At 41.6% G+C, this 23,331-nt stretch carries 20 protein-coding genes, 1 other RNA gene and 1 pseudogene; all 22 read left to right on the forward strand.

Annotated elements, in window-relative coordinates; all coding sequences use genetic code 11:
- Positions 1–19: 19 nt before the first annotated feature.
- The 22 genes and pseudogenes from O3626_RS09570 (at position 20) to O3626_RS09675 (ending at position 23,295) form a co-directional block, all read left to right on the forward strand.
- A complete protein-coding gene (locus O3626_RS09570) occupies positions 20–664 on the forward strand; it encodes an HAD family hydrolase (protein ID WP_003002091.1) in 645 nt (214 codons plus the stop codon).
- Positions 665–1,037: 373 nt separating this feature from the next.
- Positions 1,038–2,615, forward strand: a complete 1,578-nt coding sequence (locus O3626_RS09575; RefSeq protein ID WP_049498605.1) for an ABC transporter ATP-binding protein — start codon at positions 1,038–1,040, stop codon at positions 2,613–2,615.
- 302 nt (positions 2,616–2,917) lie between these two features.
- Positions 2,918–3,427, forward strand: a complete 510-nt coding sequence (tadA, locus tag O3626_RS09580) for a tRNA adenosine(34) deaminase TadA (protein ID WP_049498606.1) — start codon at positions 2,918–2,920, stop codon at positions 3,425–3,427.
- Between the two features lie 38 nt (positions 3,428–3,465).
- Positions 3,466–3,561, forward strand: an RNA gene (gene ffs, locus O3626_RS09585) — signal recognition particle sRNA small type.
- Positions 3,562–4,046: 485 nt separating this feature from the next.
- Positions 4,047–5,396, forward strand: coding sequence for a glucose-6-phosphate isomerase (locus tag O3626_RS09590; protein WP_008808173.1), 1,350 nt, complete (start codon positions 4,047–4,049; stop codon positions 5,394–5,396).
- A gap of 186 nt (positions 5,397–5,582) precedes the next feature.
- Complete coding sequence (locus O3626_RS09595; RefSeq protein WP_001000837.1) at positions 5,583–6,383, forward strand: SDR family oxidoreductase; 801 nt, start codon at positions 5,583–5,585, stop codon at positions 6,381–6,383.
- A gap of 62 nt (positions 6,384–6,445) precedes the next feature.
- Positions 6,446–8,272 (forward strand): transcription antiterminator, encoded by a 1,827-nt coding sequence (locus O3626_RS09600; RefSeq protein WP_371496637.1) that lies wholly within the window; start codon positions 6,446–6,448, stop codon positions 8,270–8,272.
- Positions 8,272–8,769 carry a transcriptional regulator GutM gene (locus O3626_RS09605; protein ID WP_001086645.1) on the forward strand — a complete coding sequence of 166 codons (498 nt, stop codon included), beginning with the start codon at positions 8,272–8,274 and terminating at the stop codon, positions 8,767–8,769. The genes O3626_RS09600 and O3626_RS09605 overlap by 1 nt, the downstream gene beginning before the upstream one ends.
- Positions 8,766–9,311, forward strand: a complete 546-nt coding sequence (locus O3626_RS09610; RefSeq protein ID WP_001015684.1) for a PTS glucitol/sorbitol transporter subunit IIC — start codon at positions 8,766–8,768, stop codon at positions 9,309–9,311. The genes O3626_RS09605 and O3626_RS09610 overlap by 4 nt, the downstream gene beginning before the upstream one ends.
- A 13-nt stretch (positions 9,312–9,324) precedes the next feature.
- Positions 9,325–10,305: a PTS glucitol/sorbitol transporter subunit IIB gene (locus tag O3626_RS09615; protein ID WP_020992831.1), complete on the forward strand. Its 981-nt coding sequence runs from the start codon at positions 9,325–9,327 to the stop codon at positions 10,303–10,305.
- A gap of 98 nt (positions 10,306–10,403) precedes the next feature.
- Positions 10,404–10,775: a PTS glucitol/sorbitol transporter subunit IIA gene (locus O3626_RS09620; RefSeq protein WP_008808177.1), complete on the forward strand. Its 372-nt coding sequence runs from the start codon at positions 10,404–10,406 to the stop codon at positions 10,773–10,775.
- 440 nt (positions 10,776–11,215) lie between these two features.
- Positions 11,216–11,692 (forward strand): annotated as a pseudogene (gene pgi / locus O3626_RS09625) (glucose-6-phosphate isomerase); the annotation flags it as partial.
- Between the two features lie 276 nt (positions 11,693–11,968).
- Positions 11,969–13,057: a hypothetical protein gene (locus O3626_RS09630; protein ID WP_371496622.1), complete on the forward strand. Its 1,089-nt coding sequence runs from the start codon at positions 11,969–11,971 to the stop codon at positions 13,055–13,057.
- Positions 13,058–13,165: 108 nt separating this feature from the next.
- Positions 13,166–13,873: a hypothetical protein gene (locus O3626_RS09635; protein ID WP_371496624.1), complete on the forward strand. Its 708-nt coding sequence runs from the start codon at positions 13,166–13,168 to the stop codon at positions 13,871–13,873.
- 5 nt (positions 13,874–13,878) lie between these two features.
- Entirely contained in the window at positions 13,879–14,568 is a 690-nt protein-coding gene (locus O3626_RS09640) for a hypothetical protein (protein WP_151191379.1), read from the forward strand.
- Between the two features lie 14 nt (positions 14,569–14,582).
- Positions 14,583–15,488 carry a hypothetical protein gene (locus O3626_RS09645; protein ID WP_150906654.1) on the forward strand — a complete coding sequence of 302 codons (906 nt, stop codon included), beginning with the start codon at positions 14,583–14,585 and terminating at the stop codon, positions 15,486–15,488.
- A 39-nt stretch (positions 15,489–15,527) separates the two neighbouring features.
- On the forward strand, positions 15,528–16,769 hold the full coding sequence (locus O3626_RS09650) for a hypothetical protein (RefSeq protein ID WP_371496627.1): 1,242 nt from the start codon (positions 15,528–15,530) through the stop codon (positions 16,767–16,769).
- 65 nt (positions 16,770–16,834) lie between these two features.
- Positions 16,835–17,533, forward strand: coding sequence for a 2,3,4,5-tetrahydropyridine-2,6-dicarboxylate N-acetyltransferase (gene dapD / locus O3626_RS09655; protein WP_003016885.1), 699 nt, complete (start codon positions 16,835–16,837; stop codon positions 17,531–17,533).
- 206 nt (positions 17,534–17,739) lie between these two features.
- Complete coding sequence (locus O3626_RS09660; protein ID WP_371496629.1) at positions 17,740–18,873, forward strand: N-acetyldiaminopimelate deacetylase; 1,134 nt, start codon at positions 17,740–17,742, stop codon at positions 18,871–18,873.
- A gap of 109 nt (positions 18,874–18,982) precedes the next feature.
- A complete protein-coding gene (locus O3626_RS09665) occupies positions 18,983–19,522 on the forward strand; it encodes a 5-formyltetrahydrofolate cyclo-ligase (RefSeq protein WP_371496631.1) in 540 nt (179 codons plus the stop codon).
- Entirely contained in the window at positions 19,506–20,183 is a 678-nt protein-coding gene (locus O3626_RS09670; RefSeq protein ID WP_371496633.1) for a rhomboid family intramembrane serine protease, read from the forward strand. The genes O3626_RS09665 and O3626_RS09670 overlap by 17 nt, the downstream gene beginning before the upstream one ends.
- Before the next feature lie 451 nt (positions 20,184–20,634).
- Positions 20,635–23,295, forward strand: coding sequence for a C69 family dipeptidase (locus O3626_RS09675; protein ID WP_371496635.1), 2,661 nt, complete (start codon positions 20,635–20,637; stop codon positions 23,293–23,295).
- Positions 23,296–23,331: the final 36 nt, after the last annotated feature.

Below are 23,331 nucleotides of genomic sequence, written 5' to 3' on the forward strand. Positions count from 1 at the left end.
AAAGCAGAAAGAGGAAAAAATGTATCAAACGATTTTATTTGACCTAGACGGCACCTTGACCAATTCAGAACTAGGGATTACCAACTCGGTGGCCTATGCCTTAGGAAAATATGGGATTCAAGTGCCAGACAAGAAAGCATTGAGAGTTTTCATCGGTCCGCCCTTGCAGGAGTCTTTTGAGCGCTTTTATGGATTTTCTAAGGAAGAATGTTTAAAGGCCATTGACTACTATCATGAGTATTTTTCCGAAAAAGGACTTTATGAAAATGAGGTCTATCTAGGCGTTCCTGACTTGCTGGCTTCTCTCAAGCAGGCTGGCAAACAGTTGATTGTAGCTACGTCAAAGCCTGAAGAATTTTCCATTCAAATTCTCAAACACTTTGGTTTGTATGATTATTTTGACTTTGTCGCTGGTGCGACCATGGATAGAAAACGTAGTAAAAAAAGCGATGTTATCCAGTATGCCTTGGAGCAAAATGGGATTACAGATTTGGCGCATACCATCATGATTGGAGACAGGGAGCACGATGTGCTTGGCGCTCAAGCGCAAAAGCTTGATTCTATCGGTGTCCTTTATGGCTTTGGAAGCAGGGAAGAATTGGAAGAAGCCGGCGCCACCTATATTGCTCAAGAAGTTGGCGAAATTGCAGCTTTTATAGGATAACCTTTTCCAAAATATTAAAAGTTGGAACTTTTCTAATCTGCTGAATATTGCTTGATTTAATATTTCTATCGGTGTACACTTACTGCAGGTTAAGTCACACAGATTAAGAGGTGATAATATGAATTTGTCACGATATATATTAAAATATAGTACTGATGATGGTACGTTGTATTTTAATACTAAAACCAATCATTCATTTTTTCTTACGAATGAAAGGAAGATATCATGAAGGTTAAAGTGAATAACAAATTCGATGACAAAATGAATGCTAAACCTAGAGTATTTAACTATAATTGTGATTGTAAATAATCACGATTTTAAATAAATTAGAGAAGAGGATTGTGCTAGCCCTCTATTTTGATGGATGATAATTATGAGAAATATTTATAAGTACATTGATAAGAAGTATCTTTTTCCTATTTTTTTAGGGCGTATTGTGAATAGTGGTTTGGTGTTGGCGCAACCTCTGATTTTAACGAAGGCCTTGAAGTTAGATCAAGACGGCCTTTCTTATGGAAAAATTCTCAATTTTGTTTTATTTGGTTTGTCTGTCTATCTTGTTATTTATAGTCTGATGCTGTTTTCAAACCATTCGCACAATATATTCCGAAGAGAAATCAACAAAAGTGTCCGTGCCCTTTTATTTAAGAAAGTCATATTGAATCCTAAATTTTCCAATGATGAAAAAGTTAGTCTGCTAACTCAAGATATGGAATATGTGGGCGATAATTATTTGGAAAATATAAATGTTATGGTGAGTTGGGGATTTGTCGCCCTTGTTACAGCCATTTATATTGTTTCACAAAATTTTCTCTTAGGACTTATTTTTGTCATTTTTACGATTATGAGACCTATTCCTCAGTTCATCATGAATCGTCGTTTACAAGATTCGGGAGACAGCTGGTCCAAGCTTAGAACGAAATTACATGGGCTTGTCTCGGATAGTATGCAAGGCAGCCAAACCTTACGGATTAATCAGGCCATGAGGCTGAATGAAGAGCGCGTGAATGATTTAAACGGAGAATATCAAAAAGCCATCCAAAGATTTTGTTTCACACATAATATTATTTTTTTCTTTAATGGATTTATGGTCTTTTTTAGTCAGGTTGTTCCTCTTGCTTTAGGCTTTTATTTGAGTTTACAGGGAAATTCTATTTCTATTACAAGCCTCATCTCTATGTATGTTGCTGCGGGGATGCTGGTAGAACCGATCCAAACTCTGATGTACAGTGCAGCCAATCTCCAAGGTGCCTTGCCGACTGCGAACCGCCTGTTTAAGATTATCGAGGAAGAACCTGATTTCGAAGAGACAAAGGATCAATTTGTTGAAAATCTCGAATCGTTGCGCTTAAATCATATTTCAAAAAGTTTTGCTGAACGTCAGCTTTTTTCTGATTTGACGGCGACGATTTCAGTAGGTCAGAAGGTCTTAATCAAAGGACCGAGCGGGTCTGGAAAGACGACTCTTTTTCGCTTGATTTTAGGAGAAGAAGTATGTGATGAGGGTGACATTTTCGTTCAGTATGATGGAAATCAAATAACGAGTCATTTCCAAGGGAATATCGGTTTAATTAGCCAGCATCCCTTCCTGTTTAACGATACTATCCGCTATAATCTAACTTTTGGTCAGCCTTTTCAGGACCATGAATTATTGGAGGTATTGGACCGAGTTGGCTTAATAGACGAATTTCAGGATATTTTGAATGTAGAAATTCATAATAATGGTGAAAACATTTCAGGAGGTCAGCGTGTCAGATTAGAGTTGGCTCGTTTTCTCTTACGCGAGAAGGATATTTTATTAGCGGACGAAGTGACATCAGCTTTGGACGAAAAAAATAGTCGTCTGGTTAGAGACCTAATCTTTTCTTTGCCGATCACGGTACTAGAAATAGCCCATCATATTGATGAAGAAGAGCGCTATGACCAAATCCTTGAGTTACGTAAAGGATGAGCGATGCCACAATAGTTGGTTCTGCGACAAAGCGGATAGTAGTAAGCCAGCAATTTGTCAGATATTTTTGAGATTCTAAGTGGTGATATTTCCAAAATCATCAATACTCAGAGAACTTAAGCTTTATTTAAGATAGGCCAGCTATACTAGAAGCATAAACAAAGACCTCCTAACTTTGTTTAAACCTCCTAAACTTTTTCATAATAATCTCCCATAAGAGTCGCCCAATCGGCGGCTTTTTTTGTGAGTCGTAAGCTGCCTATGGTATAATGAACAAAGAAACTAAAAGGAAGAAGGAAGAGATGGACTACACGATAGAGGAAAAAGCGATGTTTATGAGGGAAGCCCTGAAGGAGGCGGAGATTGCCCTCGCCAATGATGAAATACCGATTGGCTGTGTCTTGGTCAAGGATGGTCAGATTATCGGGCGTGGACATAATGCGCGTGAGGAGCTGCAGCGGGCGGTCATGCATGCGGAAATCATGGCGATCGAGAAGGCCAATCAGCGTGAAAATAGCTGGCGCCTGCTGGATACGACGCTTTTTGTCACGATTGAGCCCTGTGTTATGTGTAGCGGTGCCATTGGACTAGCTCGGATTCCCCAGGTGATTTACGGAGCGACCAATCAAAAGTTTGGCGGAGCAGGGAGTCTCTATGACATTTTGACAGATGAGCGCCTCAATCACCGGGTGGAAGTGGAAACAGGAATCTTGGAAGCAGAATGTGCAGCCATCATGCAGACCTTCTTCCGCCAAGGTCGGGAACGAAAAAAACAAGCCAAGCTCGCAGCCAAGGCCGAAACACAAGAATAAAAACCGGACCTTTGCAAATCGAACAAATTATGATATAATACCTATCGGAGCAACAGTTCTGCGTGAAGCGGGTCAGGGGAGGAATCCAGCAGCCCTAAGCGAAGTGAACTGTGTGCTCTTTTCTATTGCTCTTGATGAGTCAAGTCCAAGGGACGCAGAAGAATCCTAGAGCAATGGATGCAGTTTTTCCCGCTAGGGAAAAAGCTGTAAACCTATGATAGCCCTTAGTGAATCAAGTCCAACGGACGCGGATGAACTTAGGTGCATTGACGCAGTTCGAACAAAGTGAGAACTAGGTTCCGAAGTATAATGAATCAAGCCTAAAAGGTGCAGATGAATATTGGAGCAGCGAATCTAGTTTGAACGGACCTGAAATGAATTCAGCTGACATCCAATCTTAAGAAGCGTATTTGTTTTCTTGTCAATCAAAATTGTTCTTCTCAATAGGCCTAAAATTTGTTGTCTTACGCAAACGAGTGCTCTCGGTTATGTCCTAAGGTTAGCTTATTTAGAAAAATAGTATAGAATATAAAATGTAAACGTTTTAAAATAGTGAAAGCACTTGCTTATTTTTTCTTAAAGCGTTATCATAAAAGAAAAGAACAATTGGAGGATAAACATGTCACATATTAAATTTGACTACTCAAAGGTGTTAGATAAATTTGTAGCACCACATGAACTAGATTATATGCAGCCTCAAGTGACTGCTGCAGATTCTGCTCTGCGAAATGGTACAGGTCCTGGGGCAGAAATGACTGGCTGGTTGAACTTGCCTGAAGAATATGACAAAGATGAATTTGCTCGTATTCAAAAGGCTGCTGCTAAAATCCAATCTGATAGTGAGGTATTGATCGTAATCGGTATTGGTGGTTCCTATTTAGGAGCTCGTGCAGCTATTGATTTCTTGAATAATTCTTTTGTAAATCTACAAAGCAAGGAAGAACGCAAGGCACCTCAAATCCTCTATGCTGGAAATTCTATTTCTTCAAGCTATTTGGCTGATTTGGTAGACTATGTATCAGACAAAGATTTCTCTGTCAACGTTATTTCTAAGTCAGGAACGACTACAGAGCCTGCTATTGCTTTCCGTGTCTTCAAAGAACTCTTGGTTAAGAAGTATGGTCAGGAAGAAGCAAATAAACGGATTTATGCAACTACAGACCGCGCTAAAGGTGCAGTTAAGGTTGAAGCAGATGCTAATGGCTGGGATACTTTTGTAGTGCCTGATAGTGTAGGTGGTCGTTTTACAGTATTGACAGCAGTGGGACTCTTGCCAATCGCAGCTGCAGGGGCTGATATCAGCAAGTTAATGGAAGGAGCAAATGCTGCTCGCAAGGCTTATGCTTCTGATAAGTTGGCTGAAAATGAAGCATATCAATATGCAGTTGTACGCAATATCTTGTACCGTAAAGGTTATCTGACAGAAGTTCTAGCTAACTATGAACCATCTCTACAATACTTCTCTGAGTGGTGGAAGCAACTGGCTGGTGAGTCAGAAGGGAAAGACCAAAAAGGGATTTACCCAACTTCAGCCAACTTCTCAACAGACTTGCACTCTCTGGGACAATTTATCCAGGAAGGTACCCGTATCCTCTTTGAAACAGTTGTACGTGTAGATAAACCTCGCAAAAATGTGCTGATTCCTGAATTGGCAGAAGACTTGGACGGTCTTGGCTACTTGCAAGGAAAAGATGTTGACTTTGTCAATAAAAAAGCTACAGATGGAGTGCTGTTAGCACACACTGATGGTGGAGTTCCAAATATGTTTGTGACACTGCCTGAGCAAGATGAGTTCACTTTGGGCTACACTATTTACTTCTTTGAGTTGGCTATTGCTCTTTCTGGCTACCTGAATGGTATCAATCCATTTGACCAGCCTGGAGTTGAGGCTTATAAGAAAAACATGTTTGCCCTTCTTGGAAAACCAGGCTTTGAAGAGCTGGGTGCTGAGCTGAATGCACGCCTTTGATTCTTATATGCCTTGAGTTCATTTAGAGTATAAAAAGAGATCCACAAGTTCATTTCTTGTGGATTTTTTAGTACAAGCCTCATAATTAGTTTATTATTTTTTTGAACAGTATAAAAAAGAGTGTCTTAATTCTTTTATGAAAGCGCTGTATAATTGCCTTGTAAATAAAATTTGAGAGGTATCAAAATGAATGATTGGTTAAACATAAAAGGCAAAACAGTTCTTGTGACTGGCGCGTCATCTGGGATCGGTAAGGCAATCGTTGAAGAATTGCTGGAATTAGGTGTCAATGTAGCGAATTTCGATCTTAGCGACAACGATTTGCGTCATCCAAATCTATTATTTGTAAAAGTTGATGTAACTTCTCGCTCTGAAGTAGAAGAGGGTGTTGCCAAAATAGTTGAAAGATTTGGCAATATTGATGCAGTGGTCAATAATGCAGGGATTAATATCCCTAGATTATTAATCGATGCAGAAAATCCTAAAGGTCCTTACGAATTGGACGATGAGACGTTCGAAAAAGTAACGATGATTAATCAAAAAGGTTTGTATCTGGTTAGTCAGGCAGTGGGACGTATTTTAGTGAAAAATGGAAAAGGTGTAATTGTGAACATGGCTTCAGAAGCAGGCTTGGAAGGTTCTGAAGGACAAAGTGCCTATGCTGCCACAAAAGCAGCAGTCTATAGTTACACTCGTTCATGGGCAAAAGAGCTGGGTAAGCATGGTGTACGTGTGGTTGGAATTGCTCCAGGAATTATGGAAGCTACGGGACTTCGAACTCTTTCTTATGAGGAAGCTCTTGCTTATACCCGTGGAAAGACGGTAGAAGATATTCGAGCTGGTTATGCTTCAACTTCAACAACTCCTTTGGGACGAAGTGGTAAACTACGGGAAGTAGCTGACCTTGTAGCATTCTATATTTCAGACCGTTCTAGCTATATAACTGGAGTCACTACAAATATTGCCGGGGGGAAAACTCGCGGTTAAAAAAATGAAGGTGAGGAAGAGAGTTGACCATAGTAAATCGATGGTATAACATTTTAGAAAAAATGGTCTCACAGCCAACTTATTCCTTGGTAGATATGCGCTCAGAGCTGGATATTAGTATGCAAACCTTGCAAAAGAGTATCCAACAATTAAATGATGTTTTGGCTCCGAGTATCCAGATTATCTCACAAGATGATAAGTTAATGTTAGAGGTGTATGACTATACTGAGTTGGAAAGGATTTTATCTGGTAGTTTAAAACGGGAGAGTGACTTCAATTCTTCCAGTAAAAGAATTGCCTATTTACTAAAACGTTTAATTAAGTCAACCTCCCCTCTTCTTATTGACGACTTGGCTGAGGAGGCAGGTGTTAGTAGAAGTACCCTTAATAAGGATTTAAAACAAGTAAAATCTTTGGCAGAGAGTTACTCTATCACTATTTCAGGAAAGCCCAACCGTGGGCTGGAGGTCTTGGGGTCCGAGCTGAATTTGCGCTTGCTCTATATTCACCAAGTGGCCCCTTACTTTGAAGGAAAGACACTCACCGAGGCAACATCTTCTTTTCTGGAGACGCTACTCCAGGAGTATAAAATCCCGAAAGAAACAAAGGAACTCCTTCGAAAGACAATTTCAATTATGGTGGAGCGTATTTATGCATCTAGGGTGTTGAGTTGCCCTATTCCTTACTATAGGAAAGATTTAACAGAGACACCTTTGGTTGAAAAATTAATCTATCATATTGAGATGACTTATAAGATTTCCCTCAGTCAGTTTGAAATAGACTTTTTGTGTTTTCCGTTTAATATCCGTTTTATTGACACTTTAAGCAAGCCGTCTTATCAATCTGAACAGCTTGCAAACATTTTTCAAGGGATTGTCAAGAAAGTCAAAGAAACAATGTTGGTTAACTTTGATGATGAAGAATTATTTGAAGAAATCAAGTCTCATCTAGGCCCCTTAATCAATCGACTGATTTTCCATGTGCAAGCTAATGATATATTCCATGGCGAGGTTCAAACTCAATATCCTTTTGCTTTTGAAATGGCGAAAATTGCTGGAGAAGAACTGTCTGCAATTTTTGGTTCTGAATTGGAATTATCTGAAATCGGATATCTGGCTTTGTATTTTGAAATGATTTTAAGAAAGCAAAACTCTGTTGTAAATGGTTCTCGCAAGCAGATAGCAGTAGTTTGCACAACAGGAAGAGGAACTGCTGCGATGATTATTCAGCAACTCAGACGAATCCTTGGAAATGATGTAGACATTACTCAGTATTCTGAAGAGGATTTTAATCTGGATTTGAATCAGGACTATTTCGCGATTTTTACGACAGTTCCTCTAAAATATAAAGATTCTAAATCTCCAGTCATTCAAGTTAATCATCTTTTTGATGATCAATGGCTGCGGGAAGAATGGCAGAGGGCCAATGCTTTTCATCAAAAAAATCTAGAAACAGTCAGCTTACGTTTTCTTCGGTTGAGTCCCCAAAAAACCTATCAGCAATACTTGCTAAATATGGTTGCAGAGTTAGAGAAACTTCAGATGATTGATGAAGGTTTTAGAAATCGGATAATTGATAGGGAGAAAAAACAATCAACCATTTTTGGTGGAGGAATTGCCTTCCCCCATACAATTAACCAGGGTTATGCAAAGACTATTTTAATGTTTGGAAAGCTAGAAGAGCCTTATCAAAAAGGAGATGATTGGATTGAATTTATCTTTCTAGTCGCCATTCCCTCAGAAATTGAAAGCAAAATGGAGAGTGAATTGCTGGAATTGTATGACGACATTTTTCGAATTGCAGGAGAGCCTTCTCTAAAAGAAGCTTTGAGGGCTGTAGAAACAGAGACAGAGTTTCTATCATTTTCTAAGAGCAAAGGAGTATTTTAATGAATTCGCTAATAATTTTCGCTGTATTTGTCATGGCAGCTTATATATTTCAAATGTTCCTCGGCTGGCAGCAACTCAAAGACTTCAATAAGACCTATACGATGCTCCGAAGACTGGGGCGCGTAGCGATTGGCAGGAAGTCCGGAAGAATCAAATCCGGTACGATTGTCATGTTCGCGGTTGATGAAAACGGTCGGGTTCTTAAAGCTAGCAAAATGCAAGGAGTCACAATCTTAGCACGTTTTCAAAATATGGACGATTATGTTGGAGAAGACATCCATTATTTTGACAAGTATAATCCTCTTGTGAGAAAAGAAAATAAGTTGATGCAATCAGCCATAGAAGATGCTAGAAAAGTCTATCTTTGGCATGAGGCAGGTATTGAGAAAGAGACAAGTTCATCTGATTCTTTTCTGGGATTCGGCTTTTATGCGAATTACTTACAATTATCTATTAAACAGTTATTTAAAAAAAATAAGAAAGGGAGTTCCTTATGAATCACATTACAAATTTTGCAGAGAGTTTTATGAAACTCTTCCAATTAGGTGGAGAAACCTTTATTAGCTGGATGACAAATATTGTACCGCTTGTCTTAATGCTATTGATTGCAATGAATACCCTTATCGCTTTCTTGGGAGAAGAGAAGGTCAATTCCCTGGCTAAGATTTCTGCCAAAAATCCTGTTAGCCGGTATATGATTTTACCTTTCATTTCAGCCTTTATGCTGGGGAATCCGATGGCAATCAGTATGGGACGTTTCTTACCAGAATATTATAAACCTAGTTTTGTAGCAGCTCAGATGCAGTTCTGCCATACTTCAAATGGTGTATTTCCGCATATCAATCCTGGGGAATTGTTTGTATGGATGGGAATTGCAACAGGAATTCAAACTTTAGGTTTAAGTCAAATGGACTTAGCCATTCGTTACATGCTTGTTGGGCTTGTCATGAACTTTGTAGGCGGTTGGGTGACCGATTTTACAACTGCTTATGTAGCAAAACAGCAAGGTGTTACCTTGAGTAAAACATTTGATTTATAGAAAGAGTGAAATTATGTCATATAAGAGTATAAAAGTTGTTAAAGGAAATGGCGGTTTCGGAGGACCTTTGGTCATTACACCTAGTGAAGCTAAGCATAAATTCATCTATATCACTGGCGGAGGAGAAAAGCCAGATATTGTGGATAAAATTGCTGATTTGACCGGTATGGAAGCTGTTAATGGGTTTAAAACTTCTATCCCAGATGAGGAAATTGCTTTAGCAATCGTGGATTGTGGCGGTACTCTTCGCTGTGGTATTTATCCTAAAAAGGGGATCCCTACAATAAATATTGTAGCTACAGGGAAAAGTGGGCCTCTAGCTCAATATATAACCGAGGAAATCTATGTGTCAGCAGTTGGCCTTAATCAAATTTCTGCTGCTAATGAAGACGAAAAAGCGACAACTGTGGTAACAGAAAAGCCAACTTACGATACTAGTAAAAAAATTACAGAGCAAAAAGCTGAAACAAGTATTGTAGCAAGAATTGGGATGGGCGCTGGGAAGGTCGTTGCGACTTTCAACCAGGCTGCTCGTGAAGCCATCCAAACAATGCTCAACACGATCATTCCTTTCATGGCCTTTGTTTCCTTGCTGATTGGGGTTATTCAAGGTTCAGGTGTTGGAAATTGGCTGGCAAAATTAATGGTTCCCCTAGCTGGGAACATCTGGGGACTCATTTTGATTGGCTTTATCTGTTCCTTGCCATTCCTATCTCCTTTGTTAGGCCCCGGAGCTGTTATCAGTCAGATTATTGGAACCTTAATTGGAGTTGAAATCGGCAAAGGGAATATTCCGCCCCAAATGGCTCTGCCAGCTATATTTGCTATCAACACTCAAAACGGTTGTGATTTCATTCCTGTAGCACTCGGTCTATCTGAAGCCAAGGCTGAAACAGTTGAGGTTGGTGTCCCTTCTGTGCTTTATTCACGCTTTCTCAATGGTGTTCCGCGGGTGCTAGTAGCTTGGATAGCTAGTATTGGCCTTTATCAGTAAACCTTTGATAGATGCACGTAAACATAGCAACTATTATGTTAAACTTATCTATAAGCATAAGTTTATGACAGATTTGAGAAAGGATGAATAGGAATTAGATGAAGAAAATTTTTGAAGCTAAAGTAATTCAAGTGGGGCCTGAAGCTCAGAATATGATTCAAGATGCCAATATGCTCATTTTGTTTGGAGAAGAAGCTCCGGAAGACTTAGCAGAGTATTGTTTTAAAATCGATAACAAAAATCTTCTAGGTGCAATACTAGAAGGTGGAAAGCTGGTGGTAGATAGTCAGGAATATTCGATTACTGCCGTAGGAAATGTAGTAGAAAAAAATTTAACTGGACTGGGCCATATCACGATTTCTTTTGATGGTTCAAAAGAGGGCAGCCTGCCGGGCACTCTCCATGTTGCAGCAGACCAAGCAGTAGTAATTGAAAAGGACTCTACCATTCAGATTTTCGAAACTGCTTGACCATAACAAAATTTAAAATCAAGCAATTTAGAAACATAAAAGTCAAAAAAATTGATTCAGAGCTTGGACAAAAAGTCCAGGCTTCTGGGTCTAAATTAGAAAAAATAGATGACGCGGTGGTTGATTGGCATCTTCCTTCGCTTTTTAAGCCCCAAAGATTGCCTGATCAACTGTGCGGGGGTGGGAAGATGAACTTTTTAACTTGTTTGAAGTTCTTTCCCACTCCCTTTTTGATAGGGAAAATAATTTATGTTTTAATATTGTAAAATTTGTCATTGTTTTTCAATGTTTTCGCAATATGACAAATCAACAAAATTTATAAGGATAAAAGCATGCCAGAAAAAGACGGTCAAGGTCAAGCGCAAAGAGCTTGAAGTCAATCAAACTAGCCAGCCAGTGCAAGGGAATTTCCAGCAGATGCATCCATAAGGTGTGCCTGAACAGAAGGAAAAGACCAAAAAGGTATTTACCCAACTTCAGCAAACTTCTCAACAGACTTGCACTCATTGGGTCAATTTATCCAAGAAGGAACTCGTATCATGTTAGAAACAGTTGTCCGTGTGGACAAACCACGTAAGAACGTGATCATCCCTACATTGGAAGAAGACCTTGATGGACTTGGTTACCTTCAAGGGAAAGACGTTGACTTTGTAAACAAAAAAGCAACTGACGGTGTTCTTCTTGCCCACACAGACGGTGACGTGCCAAACATGTACGTAACTCTTCCTGAGCAAGATGCCTTCACTCTTGGTTATGCCATCTACTTCTTCGAGTTGGCCATCGCCCTTTCAGGTTACTTGAACGCGATCAACCCATTTGACCAACCAGGTGTTGAAGCCTACAAGAAAAATATGTTTGCCCTTCTTGGTAAACCAGGATTTGAAGAACTTGGAGCAGAACTCAACGCTCGTCTTTAATCAATAGACAAAACGATCTCGCAAGAGGTCGTTTTTTTACTTGCTAAACAAACTCATATTTTTGTCCCCTGGAATCAATTATAAAAACACGATCTAGTTATGTTTCTCAATCATATGGTTAACTGATTGCTATTGTCTCCCTTCGCAAGAAATTTTAAGATAAGTTTCTAAAAGGTCGGATATCTCTCCGATCTTTTTTAGTCTATCAAGACAGGAGTTGGTCCTTGCTTGGTTTTATGTTATAGTAGAAGAGAAGAATAAAAAGGAGAATTCGAAATGTCCGAGAAAGATCAAGAACAATTTATGAAACATACTCCCGTAGAGGGTGCGCCTCAATTTGATGTGGCTGCGCCAGCCTTTGTCCCAAAAGAAGAAGCCGAAGACTTGGTCGTTCCAGAAGCTAGTGGCCTTTCAGTGACGGAGACGGAAGCAATGAAAGAAGAGGCAAACGAGCCAGTTATTTCAGAAACGGTGGAGCTTCCAAAGGTGGATGAAGCAACTGTTGGAGAACATCCGGATGTAGTTGCTGCTCCCCAACCGACTCCTCCATTCCAACCTGCACCTCAAGCTCCTCAAAATATGGCAGCTGAACCAATTGGTCCGCAAACAGTGCCTGTTCCTGAGACACCTATTCCACAAGCTCCTCTTTCTCCTGTTGGAAGACCGATGGATACTGCAGACAAGAAGGCGATTCGTTTTGCCCTTGGGATTTTAGTTGGGCTTCTTATCGGTGGAGTCAGTGGCCATTTGATTGGTCATGCTAGCCCTAGCACGTCATCATCTAGAAAGCAGACTTCTTGGTCAGGTAACCAGTCTGGTTCGTCTTCCAATATCGATTTGGATCAATTGACCGCAGAAGACGCGGAAGTTGATTTTAGCTGGAAACAGTCTGATATCGAGCAACTTCAGTTTTTAACAGGAAGTGATGCTGGGGAGACTCCTGAGGAAATGATTGAAGCTTATGGGAAAGCTAGCTCCGTTCAATTTGAAAGTGGAGAATTGAAATTATTTTGGGATGATAACTCTTATAATAAAGAGGTCAAAGCGACTTACTCTAAGAAAGGGAAAGAATTCCAGCTTGTCAAATTTGAATTTAATCAATTTGGGAAAAATCTTACGGTTGAGGATAACTTTGCAGATGGGTTCAAGGTTGGAGATAGTGAAACCGGTGCTGGAGGGACCTCTTACAAAGAGCTTTTAGAAAAATACGGTGATGCAGTCAATCTGACGGTGAGTTCATCTGATGATTCAGACGAGATAGAATTGGTCATGGACTTCCAAAAGAAAAATGGGGACTACGTGGATTTGACCTTTATTCGCCAAGAAAATGGAGATTTTCTCTTGAGCAGTAAAGACAGCTATTAAATCAATGAATAAAAGAAAGAGGCAAGCGCCTCTTTTTTGGGATAAGACGAGACAAATACGCTAATTTTCTATACAATAGAAAGAGTTTGAATAGAAAGAGCATGAAGGATGGAAGAAATGAAACAGTGGATAGAACATCATAAGCGGATCCTCCAAAAAGCTGCAAGTGCTTTGCTGGCTTTTATGGTTGGTGTTTGCTTGGTGTTTATGATTCATCCAGTGAAAACCTTGCCAAAAGACCGTTTGCTGAGCCTATCTCGAATGCAAGAAGCTAGCCAACAATTTGTCGCTCCTTCTTCAAAAGAGCCGGCTCTAGAAGACTTGTTGTCATTAGAGCTTGCAAGGGGAGAAGGAAAGACACAAAAAAATTGGGTGACTTTGTCTGCCTTCATCAAAAAATTTGGAAAAGCAGCGAGTTTTACACAAGAAGATACGAGTTTTGGAGCGCAAGTCCAGCTAGGCTATGGGATTCCTGTGCAGGGGATTCATCCTTATACCATAGAATTTCAAAGGCAGGATGATACCTTTTATTTGAGCTCGATTCAAGGATTTGCGCCCAAGTCGGCTCACTATCAGAGCAAAAAGAACTTAAAACTGGCAGATTTTACAGGCTATCAGACGCTAGATGGAAAAAAGGAAAAGGGGATAGCAGTAGAAGATGTCTTGAAAAAATCAGGTCTTCCCAATTCTCTTAGTTTGACCTCTGAAAAGGACAAGCAAGTCCTAGCCCTGTCTTATCAGGTGACAGATGGACTGGTCTCTTTGACCTTTGAACGCGACCAGACTGGTCAGTATCGTTTGACGAAGAAGGGGTGAAGCAGATGATCGAGTGGATGAAAAAGAATCGAAAAGAACTCTTGTTGCCGTTTTTGTGTTTTGTTTTAGGGCTCTTACTTGCGATTGCAAGCATCCAGGTGCAAGAGCAAGGAACCGATACCAAGGAGGACCAAACACTGACTCATTTCCAGCCAAAGGATCACAAGAATTTGGTCAGCAAGGAACAAGAAATCAAACAGTTTAAATGGACCATCGAAGCTGTGGCGAATTTGAAAGTTCGTCTCAAGCAGAGTCAGCAACCAGGAACCCGCTTGGAAACAGTTGTGACGGAATGGGGAAAAGCTCAAAAAGTTCGCTACACTAAGACAGCCCAAGGGGATAAAACGGTTCTCGTCTTAACCTATGCGGCTAAGCAAACCGATCAGGGCAAGAAAAGTGTGACCTTGTGGTTTGAACAGGAAAGAGACCAGGGGTATCGCTTGACGATGGTGGATGCGACGAATTTGTTGGATGTAAAAGAGAAGACAAACAGTGAGAAAGAAATCACTACTGAAAAAGAGAAAAAAGGTACAGAATTCGCCCAGCTCATTAAGAAACTAGGAAATCCCCAACGATTGGTCTGGGGGGAAATGCCAGATGGCGGAATGGGCTATCGCGCGACTTACCAGCTACCAGGACAGCCAGAAGTGGTGATGGAATTCAAGAAAAAAGCCAAGAAATTGGTGTTGGTATAAGAAAGGAGACATCATTGGACGATCAACGGACAGACATCAAGGCAGCTTCCTCTCACCAGGGTGGGAGCCGCTTGATTTCAGAGGCTGACCTTGCTTCAATAGGGATGGACAATCATCAGGATACTAGAAGCCATTCAGATACGATGGCGTCTTCCCCTTCTTCCTCAAAAGAGGGGATTGGTTCGCTTTTGCGATTTTTTGGGTGGTTCGCCTTGTTAATGGCTTTTGTGTTTGTGCTTCAAAACGAAGTTAATAAAAGCTCTTCTTCATCTTCTTCGAGTGAGGGGATCAATGGTTTATCACGTGATGGTATCAGAACGGAATATCTGACCAGTGAAAATAGTTCTTATATCGCCTCAGCTAATGAATTTCAATTTCAGCCAACCTATGAAAAGGCCATGTCTCTCATTCCTAATTTTGCAGTGGAAGAAAAAAAGACCTCTTTTGGGACGGTAGACCCACAAGATGTCGTTGCAGCATTAGGTAAAGCGAGGAGTGGGGAAGCAACGTATAGTGATAGCAGTTCCAGTCCCTTTTTGCTGACATTAGATTACCAATCAAAGGATGCAGATGGGAAGGTTCTTCTTGAAAAAACAGGTGCCTTTTACAGGATCTCTCTTTTAAGTTTGAAACACTTAAAAAGTGACCGATTTGCGAATAAGAATGGGAGCTTGACGAAGGACGATTTTGCCACTATCAAGGTCGGAATGCCTTATTTAGACCTACTCAATACGGTAGGGATTCCGGATGAAATATATGTATCTGGGCTTTTAGGTTACGGGGAAGCGCCTTCCTTTACCTATCGATTATCGGATTCTCAAACGGTTCAAATCCATTTTGATAGCCGGCAAACCATCAAGGATATCAAATCGAAAGAGGTAGCGACCACACCAGCTTCCTCTACATCTACAGCACAGTAAAAAAATCAGCCGAAGCATTTTAAATAAAAGGAGAGGACAATGGGAAATAAAGACTGGTCGCATCTACGAAATGAGCACCAGAGTCGGTTTTCGAAAGGCCAGCCGAAAGAAGCACCCTTAGAAAAAGGAAGTCCTGAGAAGCTAGAAGATACGCTCACAAAAGAGCCAGAAGTGGTAGAAGTCCCTGCTTTTCAGGAAGAGGTGAAACAAGAAGAGGAACGAAAAGACGAACCAGCGATTGGTGTGAAGAAGGAATCGTATGATCCAAAGGAAGGCTCATTTGCTACACCTGAAGACGAATCAGCTCAGGTCGTTCTTGCTACACCACTAACAGAAGAAGCAAGGTCAGAAACACCAGCACAAGATACAATAGGGCAGTCTCCTTCAGCTGAGAAAAAAGTAGAGCACCAGGGTGGGAGTCGCTTGATTTCAGAAGCCGATCTGGCTTCAATAGGGGGAAGCAGGCATTCAGAACCAAGGCAAACGGTGCTAGACTCCCAATCGGATAGGACGAAAACCTACTCTCCTTCCTCTAATAGTGGAGGGTCTTCGCTAGCAGCCTTTTTTGGATTATTGGCCATGCTGGGATTATTTGCCTATCTGGCTTCAGGAGGTATCCATAGTGAGGAAGCTCCTTCTTCTACTACTAGTGAATATGGAAGCACTGGTCGGTCTTATGGAACCAGAAAGGAAACCTTGAAGAGTGGTACGAGTACCTTGATTGCACCGGAAGGTGAATTTCAGTTTCAAGTGACCTATGAGAAGGCGATTTCCCTGATTCCTGGTTTAAGTGAGGAGGATCAAGGCCGTACCTCTTCAACTTATCTGTCTCCGCAGGATGTGGTAGCTGTACTGGGGAAGGCTAGTAGTGGGGAAGAAACCTACCAAGAAGGTGGTGTCAGTCCTTTTATGACACAATTGGACTATCAGTCTGAAGGATCTCCTTCTTCCGTAACAGTTTTACTTTCAAATATGATTGGTAGCCGTCTATCTTCTCTTAATTTTGAGAACTTAAACAGTGAGCGATTAGCCAATAAAAATGGCAGTTTGAACAGAGAGGATTTTGCCAATATTAAAATAGGAACCAGCTATGCAGATCTTGTGAATACCGTAGGAATTCCTAGTCGTGTTTCTTGGTCAAGTATGATGAGTTCAGAGTCCTTCTTAACCTTTTACTATAAACTGTCTGATGCGCGTTTCGTTACGATTGACTTTGGAAGCAATCGCACCATCAGTGAAATGACAGGCCTGGAGGATTTGGCTACAACCACGTCGCCTTAGGTGTTCATCTCACTAGGATTGTGGTATAATATGGATACCTTTAATTGAAATGAATGGAGAATCTTATGACAGCACAAAAAATGTCTGCTCAAGAAATTATCGCTTTTATTGGAAATGCAGAAAAGAAAACAAATGTGAAAGTAACCTTTGAAGGGGAATTGGCAACAGCTGTTCCTGCTTCTGTTACGAAACTTGGCAATGTGTTGTTCGGTGACTGGAAAGATATCGAGCCCCTTCTTGCCAACTTGACAGAGAACAAGGATTATGTGGTGGAACAAGATGGCCGTAATTCAGCTGTTCCCTTGCTGGATAAGCGCTATCTAAATGCGCGTATCGAACCAGGTGCTATTATTCGTGACCAAGTGACCATCGAAGACAATGCTGTCGTGATGATGGGGGCTGTCATCAATATTGGTGCTGAAATCGGTGCAGGAACCATGATCGATATGGGAGCTATTCTTGGTGGCCGTGCAACAGTTGGTAAAAACAGCCACATCGGTGCAGGTGCCGTTCTTGCGGGTGTCATTGAGCCAGCTTCTGCTGAGCCTGTCCGGATTGGTGACAATGTCTTGGTCGGTGCCAACGCTGTTGTGATTGAAGGAGTTCAAGTTGGAAACGGTTCAGTCGTTGCCGCTGGAGCGATCGTTACTCAAGATGTCCCTGAAAATGTGGTTGTAGCTGGTGTTCCAGCTCGCATCATCAAGGAAATTGACGAAAAAACACAACAAAAAACAGCCTTGGAAGACGCTTTGCGCAATTTGTAAGATAGAAATGAGAGTGGAACAGAAATCGGTAATTCGTTAGAATTCGATTTCGTCGTCCCACCTCCGCACAGTTGAGTAGGGCTGTAAAAGCTGATGAAATCAGCGTAGTAGAGCACACTCAACCACTGCGTCTTGCTAGACAATCCAAAAACAATTGAGAGGCTAAGACTTTTGTCTCAGCCTCTTCTAATAGAAAGAAGACAACGATGACATTGGACTTAATCAAAATCAGACGGGATTTGCACCAAATCCCTGAAATTGGATTGGAAGAATTTGAAACCCAAGCCTACCTCTTAGAGCGAATCGCAGAGATTACAGCAGACAAGGACTTTGTAGAGCAACGGACTTGGAGGACCGGGATCCTGGTGTATCTCCATGGGGCTGCACCTGAAAAAACTATTGGTTGGCGGACAGATATCGATGGCTTACCGATTGTGGAACAAACGGGCCTTGATTTTGCCTCCAAGCACGAAGGACGGATGCATGCTTGTGGTCATGATATGCACATGACGACAGCCCTTGGACTTTTGGATCAATTGGTTCAAGTGCAACCCAAAAATAACCTGCTCTTTCTTTTCCAACCAGCTGAAGAAAATGAAGCAGGTGGGATGCTCATGTACAAGGACAATGCTTTTGGCGATTGGCTTCCTGATGAATTTTATGGTCTGCATGTACGCCCCGATTTGAAGGTGGGGGACATTGCGACCAATACCGGTACCCTTTTTGCAGGGACCTGTGAAGTCAAGATCACCTTTACAGGAAAGGGAGGGCATGCTGCCTTTCCACATGAGGCCAATGATGCTCTTGTAGCAGCCTCTTACTTCATTACCCAAGTCCAATCGGTCGTGAGTCGAAATGTCGATCCGATTGAAGGGGCAGTGGTCACTTTTGGTTCCATGCATGCAGGAACCACCAATAATGTGATTGCTGAGACCGCCTTCCTTCATGGGACCATCCGGACTTTGACTATGGAGATGAACCTACTGACTCAAAAACGGGTCAAAATGATTGCGGAAGGGGTTGCGGCCGCTTTTGATGTAGAATTAGATCTGGAACTCAAGCAAGGAGGTTACCTGCCTGTGGAAAATCAACCAGAGTTGGCCAAAGAACTCATGGACTTTTTCACAGCTGAGGAAGACGTGAACCTGATAGATATCTTGCCAGCGATGACAGGAGAAGACTTTGGCTTTCTCTTGAGCAAGGTCCCTGGTGTCATGTTCTGGTTGGGGATTGATACCCCTTATGCCCTGCACCATCCGAAGATGAGCCCAAATGAGGCTGCTCTTCCCTTTGCTGTGGAAAACATTGGCAAATTTTTGAAAATGAAAGCCAACCAATAAGGGATTGATTCAACTCCGCCTGGAGTTGGATTTTTATTTTCTCGTGTGCAAACTGTTCGGATGTTTCATAAAAAATGATACAATTAAAGCTATACAAAAGGAGTAGGGAATGAAGAAAACACTACGAAAAGAAACCATAGCAGCCATGAAACGGTTGCCAGAATCCGTGAAAACTCAAGCAGATGAAGAGCTGACTCAGCGCCTCTTGGAGCTACCAGCTTTTCAGGAGGCAAAGACCCTTGCGACCTATCTGTCTTTTGACCATGAAGTTTCCACAGCTGGCTTGATCCAAGCCGCTCTTCAACTTGGAAAACGCATCTGTGTTCCCCGTACCTATCCACACGGACGGATGGAATTTGTGGAATACGATCCTAATATTTTGGAAAAGACACGCTTTGGTTTGCTGGAGCCCAATGAACAGGGCAAGCTTGTGGATCAGTCAGAGATTGATCTGATCCATGTACCGGGCTTGGTCTTCCAGTCAAAAGGCTACCGAATTGGCTATGGTGGTGGCTATTATGATCGTTATTTAGCCGATTATACTGGGAAAACGGTGAGTACGATTTATTCCATCCAGCAGAAGGAGTTCCAACCAGATGTTTTTGATCAGGCCGTTCAGGAGGTGCTAGTCTATGAAGTTACTCTTTGATCGTCGTTATCCTGTGACCAGCCTCTTGTTGCTCGTCACAACGGCAGTCTTTCTTTCCATGTTTATCCGATTTGGAAGCGACTACCAAACGGGTGCTGCTGTTTACTATAGCGGTGGTATTATTGGAGAGGCTGTGAAAGTCGATCCTAGCCAGTTATGGCGAATAGTGACAGCTACTTTTGTTCATATCGGCCTAGAACATTTTGTGCTCAATATGATCACCCTCTATTACTTGGGACGTTTGGCAGAAGATCTCTTTGGATCCAAGGCTTTCTTAGCTCTTTATCTCTTATCCGGCATGATGGGCAATGTCTTTGTTGCTATTTTTACGCCAGATGTGATTGCAGCAGGCGCTTCTACAGCCCTCTTTGGACTGTTTGGGACCATTGGTGCTTTGCGCTTTATTGTCCAAAGTCCCTATATTCGTCACTTAAGTCAGTCCTATACCAGCTTGATTCTGGTCAATTTGATCTTTAGCTTCATGCCAAGAATCAGTATGGCGGGGCACATCGGTGGCTTAGTAGCTGGGGTGATGTTGGCTTATGTCTTTCCAGTAAGAGGGGAAGCTCGCTTTATGAACCGAACCTATCAGATGAGTGCAGCCCTATCTTATCTCTTACTTTTGCTTTATTTCTTAGGTAAAATCTTGAATCTATTTTAAGAGAGAGTGGGACAGAAATCGGTAATTCGTTAGAATTCGATTTCGTCGTCCCACCTCCGCACAGTTGAGTAGGGCTGTAAAAGCTGATGAAATCAGCGTAGTAGAGCCCACTCAACCACTGCGTCTTGCTCGACAATCCAAAAACAATTGAGAGGCCAGGACTTTTGTCCCAGCCTCCTTTTTTCATGAAAAATGTAGCGAAATCGTAAACTAACAGAAAATTGTTTGAAATGCAAAGAATTGTATATATTTATTATAATATACTTTCAGGAGCCGAGTGAACCCACTATTGGTAGGCCCATAGAGAAGGTAATCATGGGTAAAAAGGTATAAAAACGCAAATTAGAAAGCGCTTGCAAAAGAGGTAAAAAAAAGATAGACTTAAGGTATAAAAAATCAGGGATGCTCCCTTTTTCTATAAAGGAACATTCAAACATAAAGGAGATTTGCCATGAAGAAATGGTTGTTTAAACTAGCTTTGATAGCGATGACGTTCTTGCTCCTACCAGTTCAAGCCGTTCAAGCCTGTTGTGGCTTTATCATTGGTCGTCAATTGACCAAGGATGGGACCACTCTCTTTGGTCGGACAGAGGACTACCCTTATTATCCAAATGGTGGAAAACACAACAAAAACTATGTTGTGGTCGATGCTAAGACTTATAACGAGGGAGATCAGATCGAGGATGAATCCAACGGATTCACCTACCCGCATGCTGCCAGTGAAATGAAATATACCGCGACCTATGACTCTGCTCGTGGTGACGGTAGTAACGGTGCTTTCGGGGAACACGGTTTTAATGAAGCCGGTGTATCCATGACTGCGACAGTAACAGCGATCCCAAATAAGAAAGTCTTGTCAACGGATCCTTTGAAAGAGAATGGCCTACCAGAAGCAGCTATGCTAGATGTCATCTTGCCACGTGTTAAAACTGCCCGTGAAGGGGTTGAATTACTGGCTAAAGTCATTGAAGAAAAAGGTTCAGCTGAGGGGAATACAGTTGTTATTGCGGACCAGAAAGAAACTTGGTACATGGAAATTCTTTCTGGACACCAATATGTAGCTGTTAAAGTTCCAGAAGATAAATATGCAGTTTTTGCCAATACCTACTACCTTGGCCATGTGGATTTGAATGACAAGGAAAATGTGATCGCTTCGAAAGATGTTGAAAAAGTGGCCAAAGAATCTGGTAACTACAAGACAGACAAAGATGGTAACTTCCATATCGCTAAATCTTATGGACCAGAAAAATATGCTGAAGGAGACCGCTCACGGACCTATGCAGGAATCACCCTTTTAGATCCAAATTCAAAAGTGACTTATGAAGATGATGAATACGAACTCTTCCGTTCACCAACTGATCCGAATAAGAAATTTACTTTAGAAGATGCCTTTGCTATGCAACGGAATCGCTTTGAACACTTAAATGGTCGCTTCGTACCAGATGATCAAATTGGTGTTAAGAAACAAGGTGATGATGGAAGTAACGATACTGTTCGGAAAGACCAATACAAATATGCTTTAGGAAATGAAAACGTCATCGATGCCCATGTCTATCAAATCAATCCAAACCTTCCAAAATCATTTGGTGGAACTGTATGGCTCGGCATGGGACCTTCACGGAATACCCCTTATGTTCCATTCTATGGAAATGTAAAAGATACTTATGAAGCTTTTAAACCTCAAACGGCTACTTATGATCCAAATTCATGGTATTGGACAGTTTGGCACATCGACCAAATGGCCATCCACAACCAAGATCTCTTTGGAAAATCGATTCAAAATCACTGGAAAGCACTAGAAGAACAGCTCATTATTGAACAAAAAGTGAGCGATGCAAAATACGCTGCCTTGAAAGCTGATGAAGCTGCAGCAAAAGCAGTTGAAGATAAAGTGACTGAGGATGCTTTAGCTCGGTCTGAACGTCTCTTCAAACAATTCAAGCAATATGAGTCTGAATTGTCTGCAACTCTTAAAGAAGCAGGTCGTACAGATGATCCATACCGTGCATCTTTACCAGATGACTACAAGGATCCAACAGAGTCAAGTACGGAGCCAAGCAAGACAGAAACAACCCCAAGCACCGAAGCAAGCACGGAGCCAAGCAAGGCAGAAACGACTCCAAGCACCGAAGCAAGTACAGAACCAAGCAAGGCAGAAACGACCCCAAGCACCGAAGCAAGTACAGAACCAAGCAAGGCAGAAACGACCCCAAGCACAGAATCAAGTACAGAACCAAGCAAGACAGAAACAACCCCAAGCACCGAAGCAAGCACGGAACCAAGTAAGACAGAAACGATCCCAAGCACCGAAGCAAGTACAGAACCAAGCAAGGAAGAAACGACCCCAAGCACTGAAGCAAGTACAGAACCAAGCAAGGCAGAAACAACGCCAAGCACAGAGTCAAGTACCGAACCAAGCAAGGCAGAAACAACGCCAAGTACTGAGTCAAGTACGGAACTAAGCAAGGAGGAAACCAAGCCAACTGAGCCAAGTACCGAACCGAGCAAGGATGAAACCAAGCCAACTGAGCCAAGTACCGAACCGAGCAAGGATGGAAACTCATCAACTACGATTGTTCCTGCTCCAACTACAAACAATCGTCCAGTTCTACCGACGAATTCCTACATTTTAGTAGATCCTGTTACTGGAATCACCTTACAAAATCCAGATTTTGCCCAAGGGGGCTTTAATTTGGCAACTTCTGTATTGAAGGATGTTCAAGCCCTCAAAGGTAAAGACTATCAGATTTACGACATTCAATTGTCAAATCAAAATGGAGTCGTTCATCAATTCAGCCCAACTGTGGTGACCATGCCAGTTGATCCTACGAAAGAAGTAGAATCTGTTGTAGGTATTGGAGAAGATGGCAAGGTTGAAACCTACCAGTTCAGCTTGAATGAAGACAAGAGCAAGGTAACCTTCACAACCAATCACTTCTCATCTTATGGAGTTGTCTACAAATCAGCAGCTAAGGTAGAGGTAAAAACAGAAACCAAGAAATTGCCATCTACTGGACAAACCATTTCAATGGTTGGCATTATTGGTGGTATCTTGATTGGTGCACTTGGACTTGCCTTCTATGTAGAAAAATGCAAACAGAACAAAGCTTAAAAAATAACTTTTTAAGAAAGAAAAAGAGGCCGGACA

Source organism: Streptococcus sp. 20925_1_77 (genome assembly GCF_041432125.1).
GTDB lineage: Bacteria > Bacillota > Bacilli > Lactobacillales > Streptococcaceae > Streptococcus.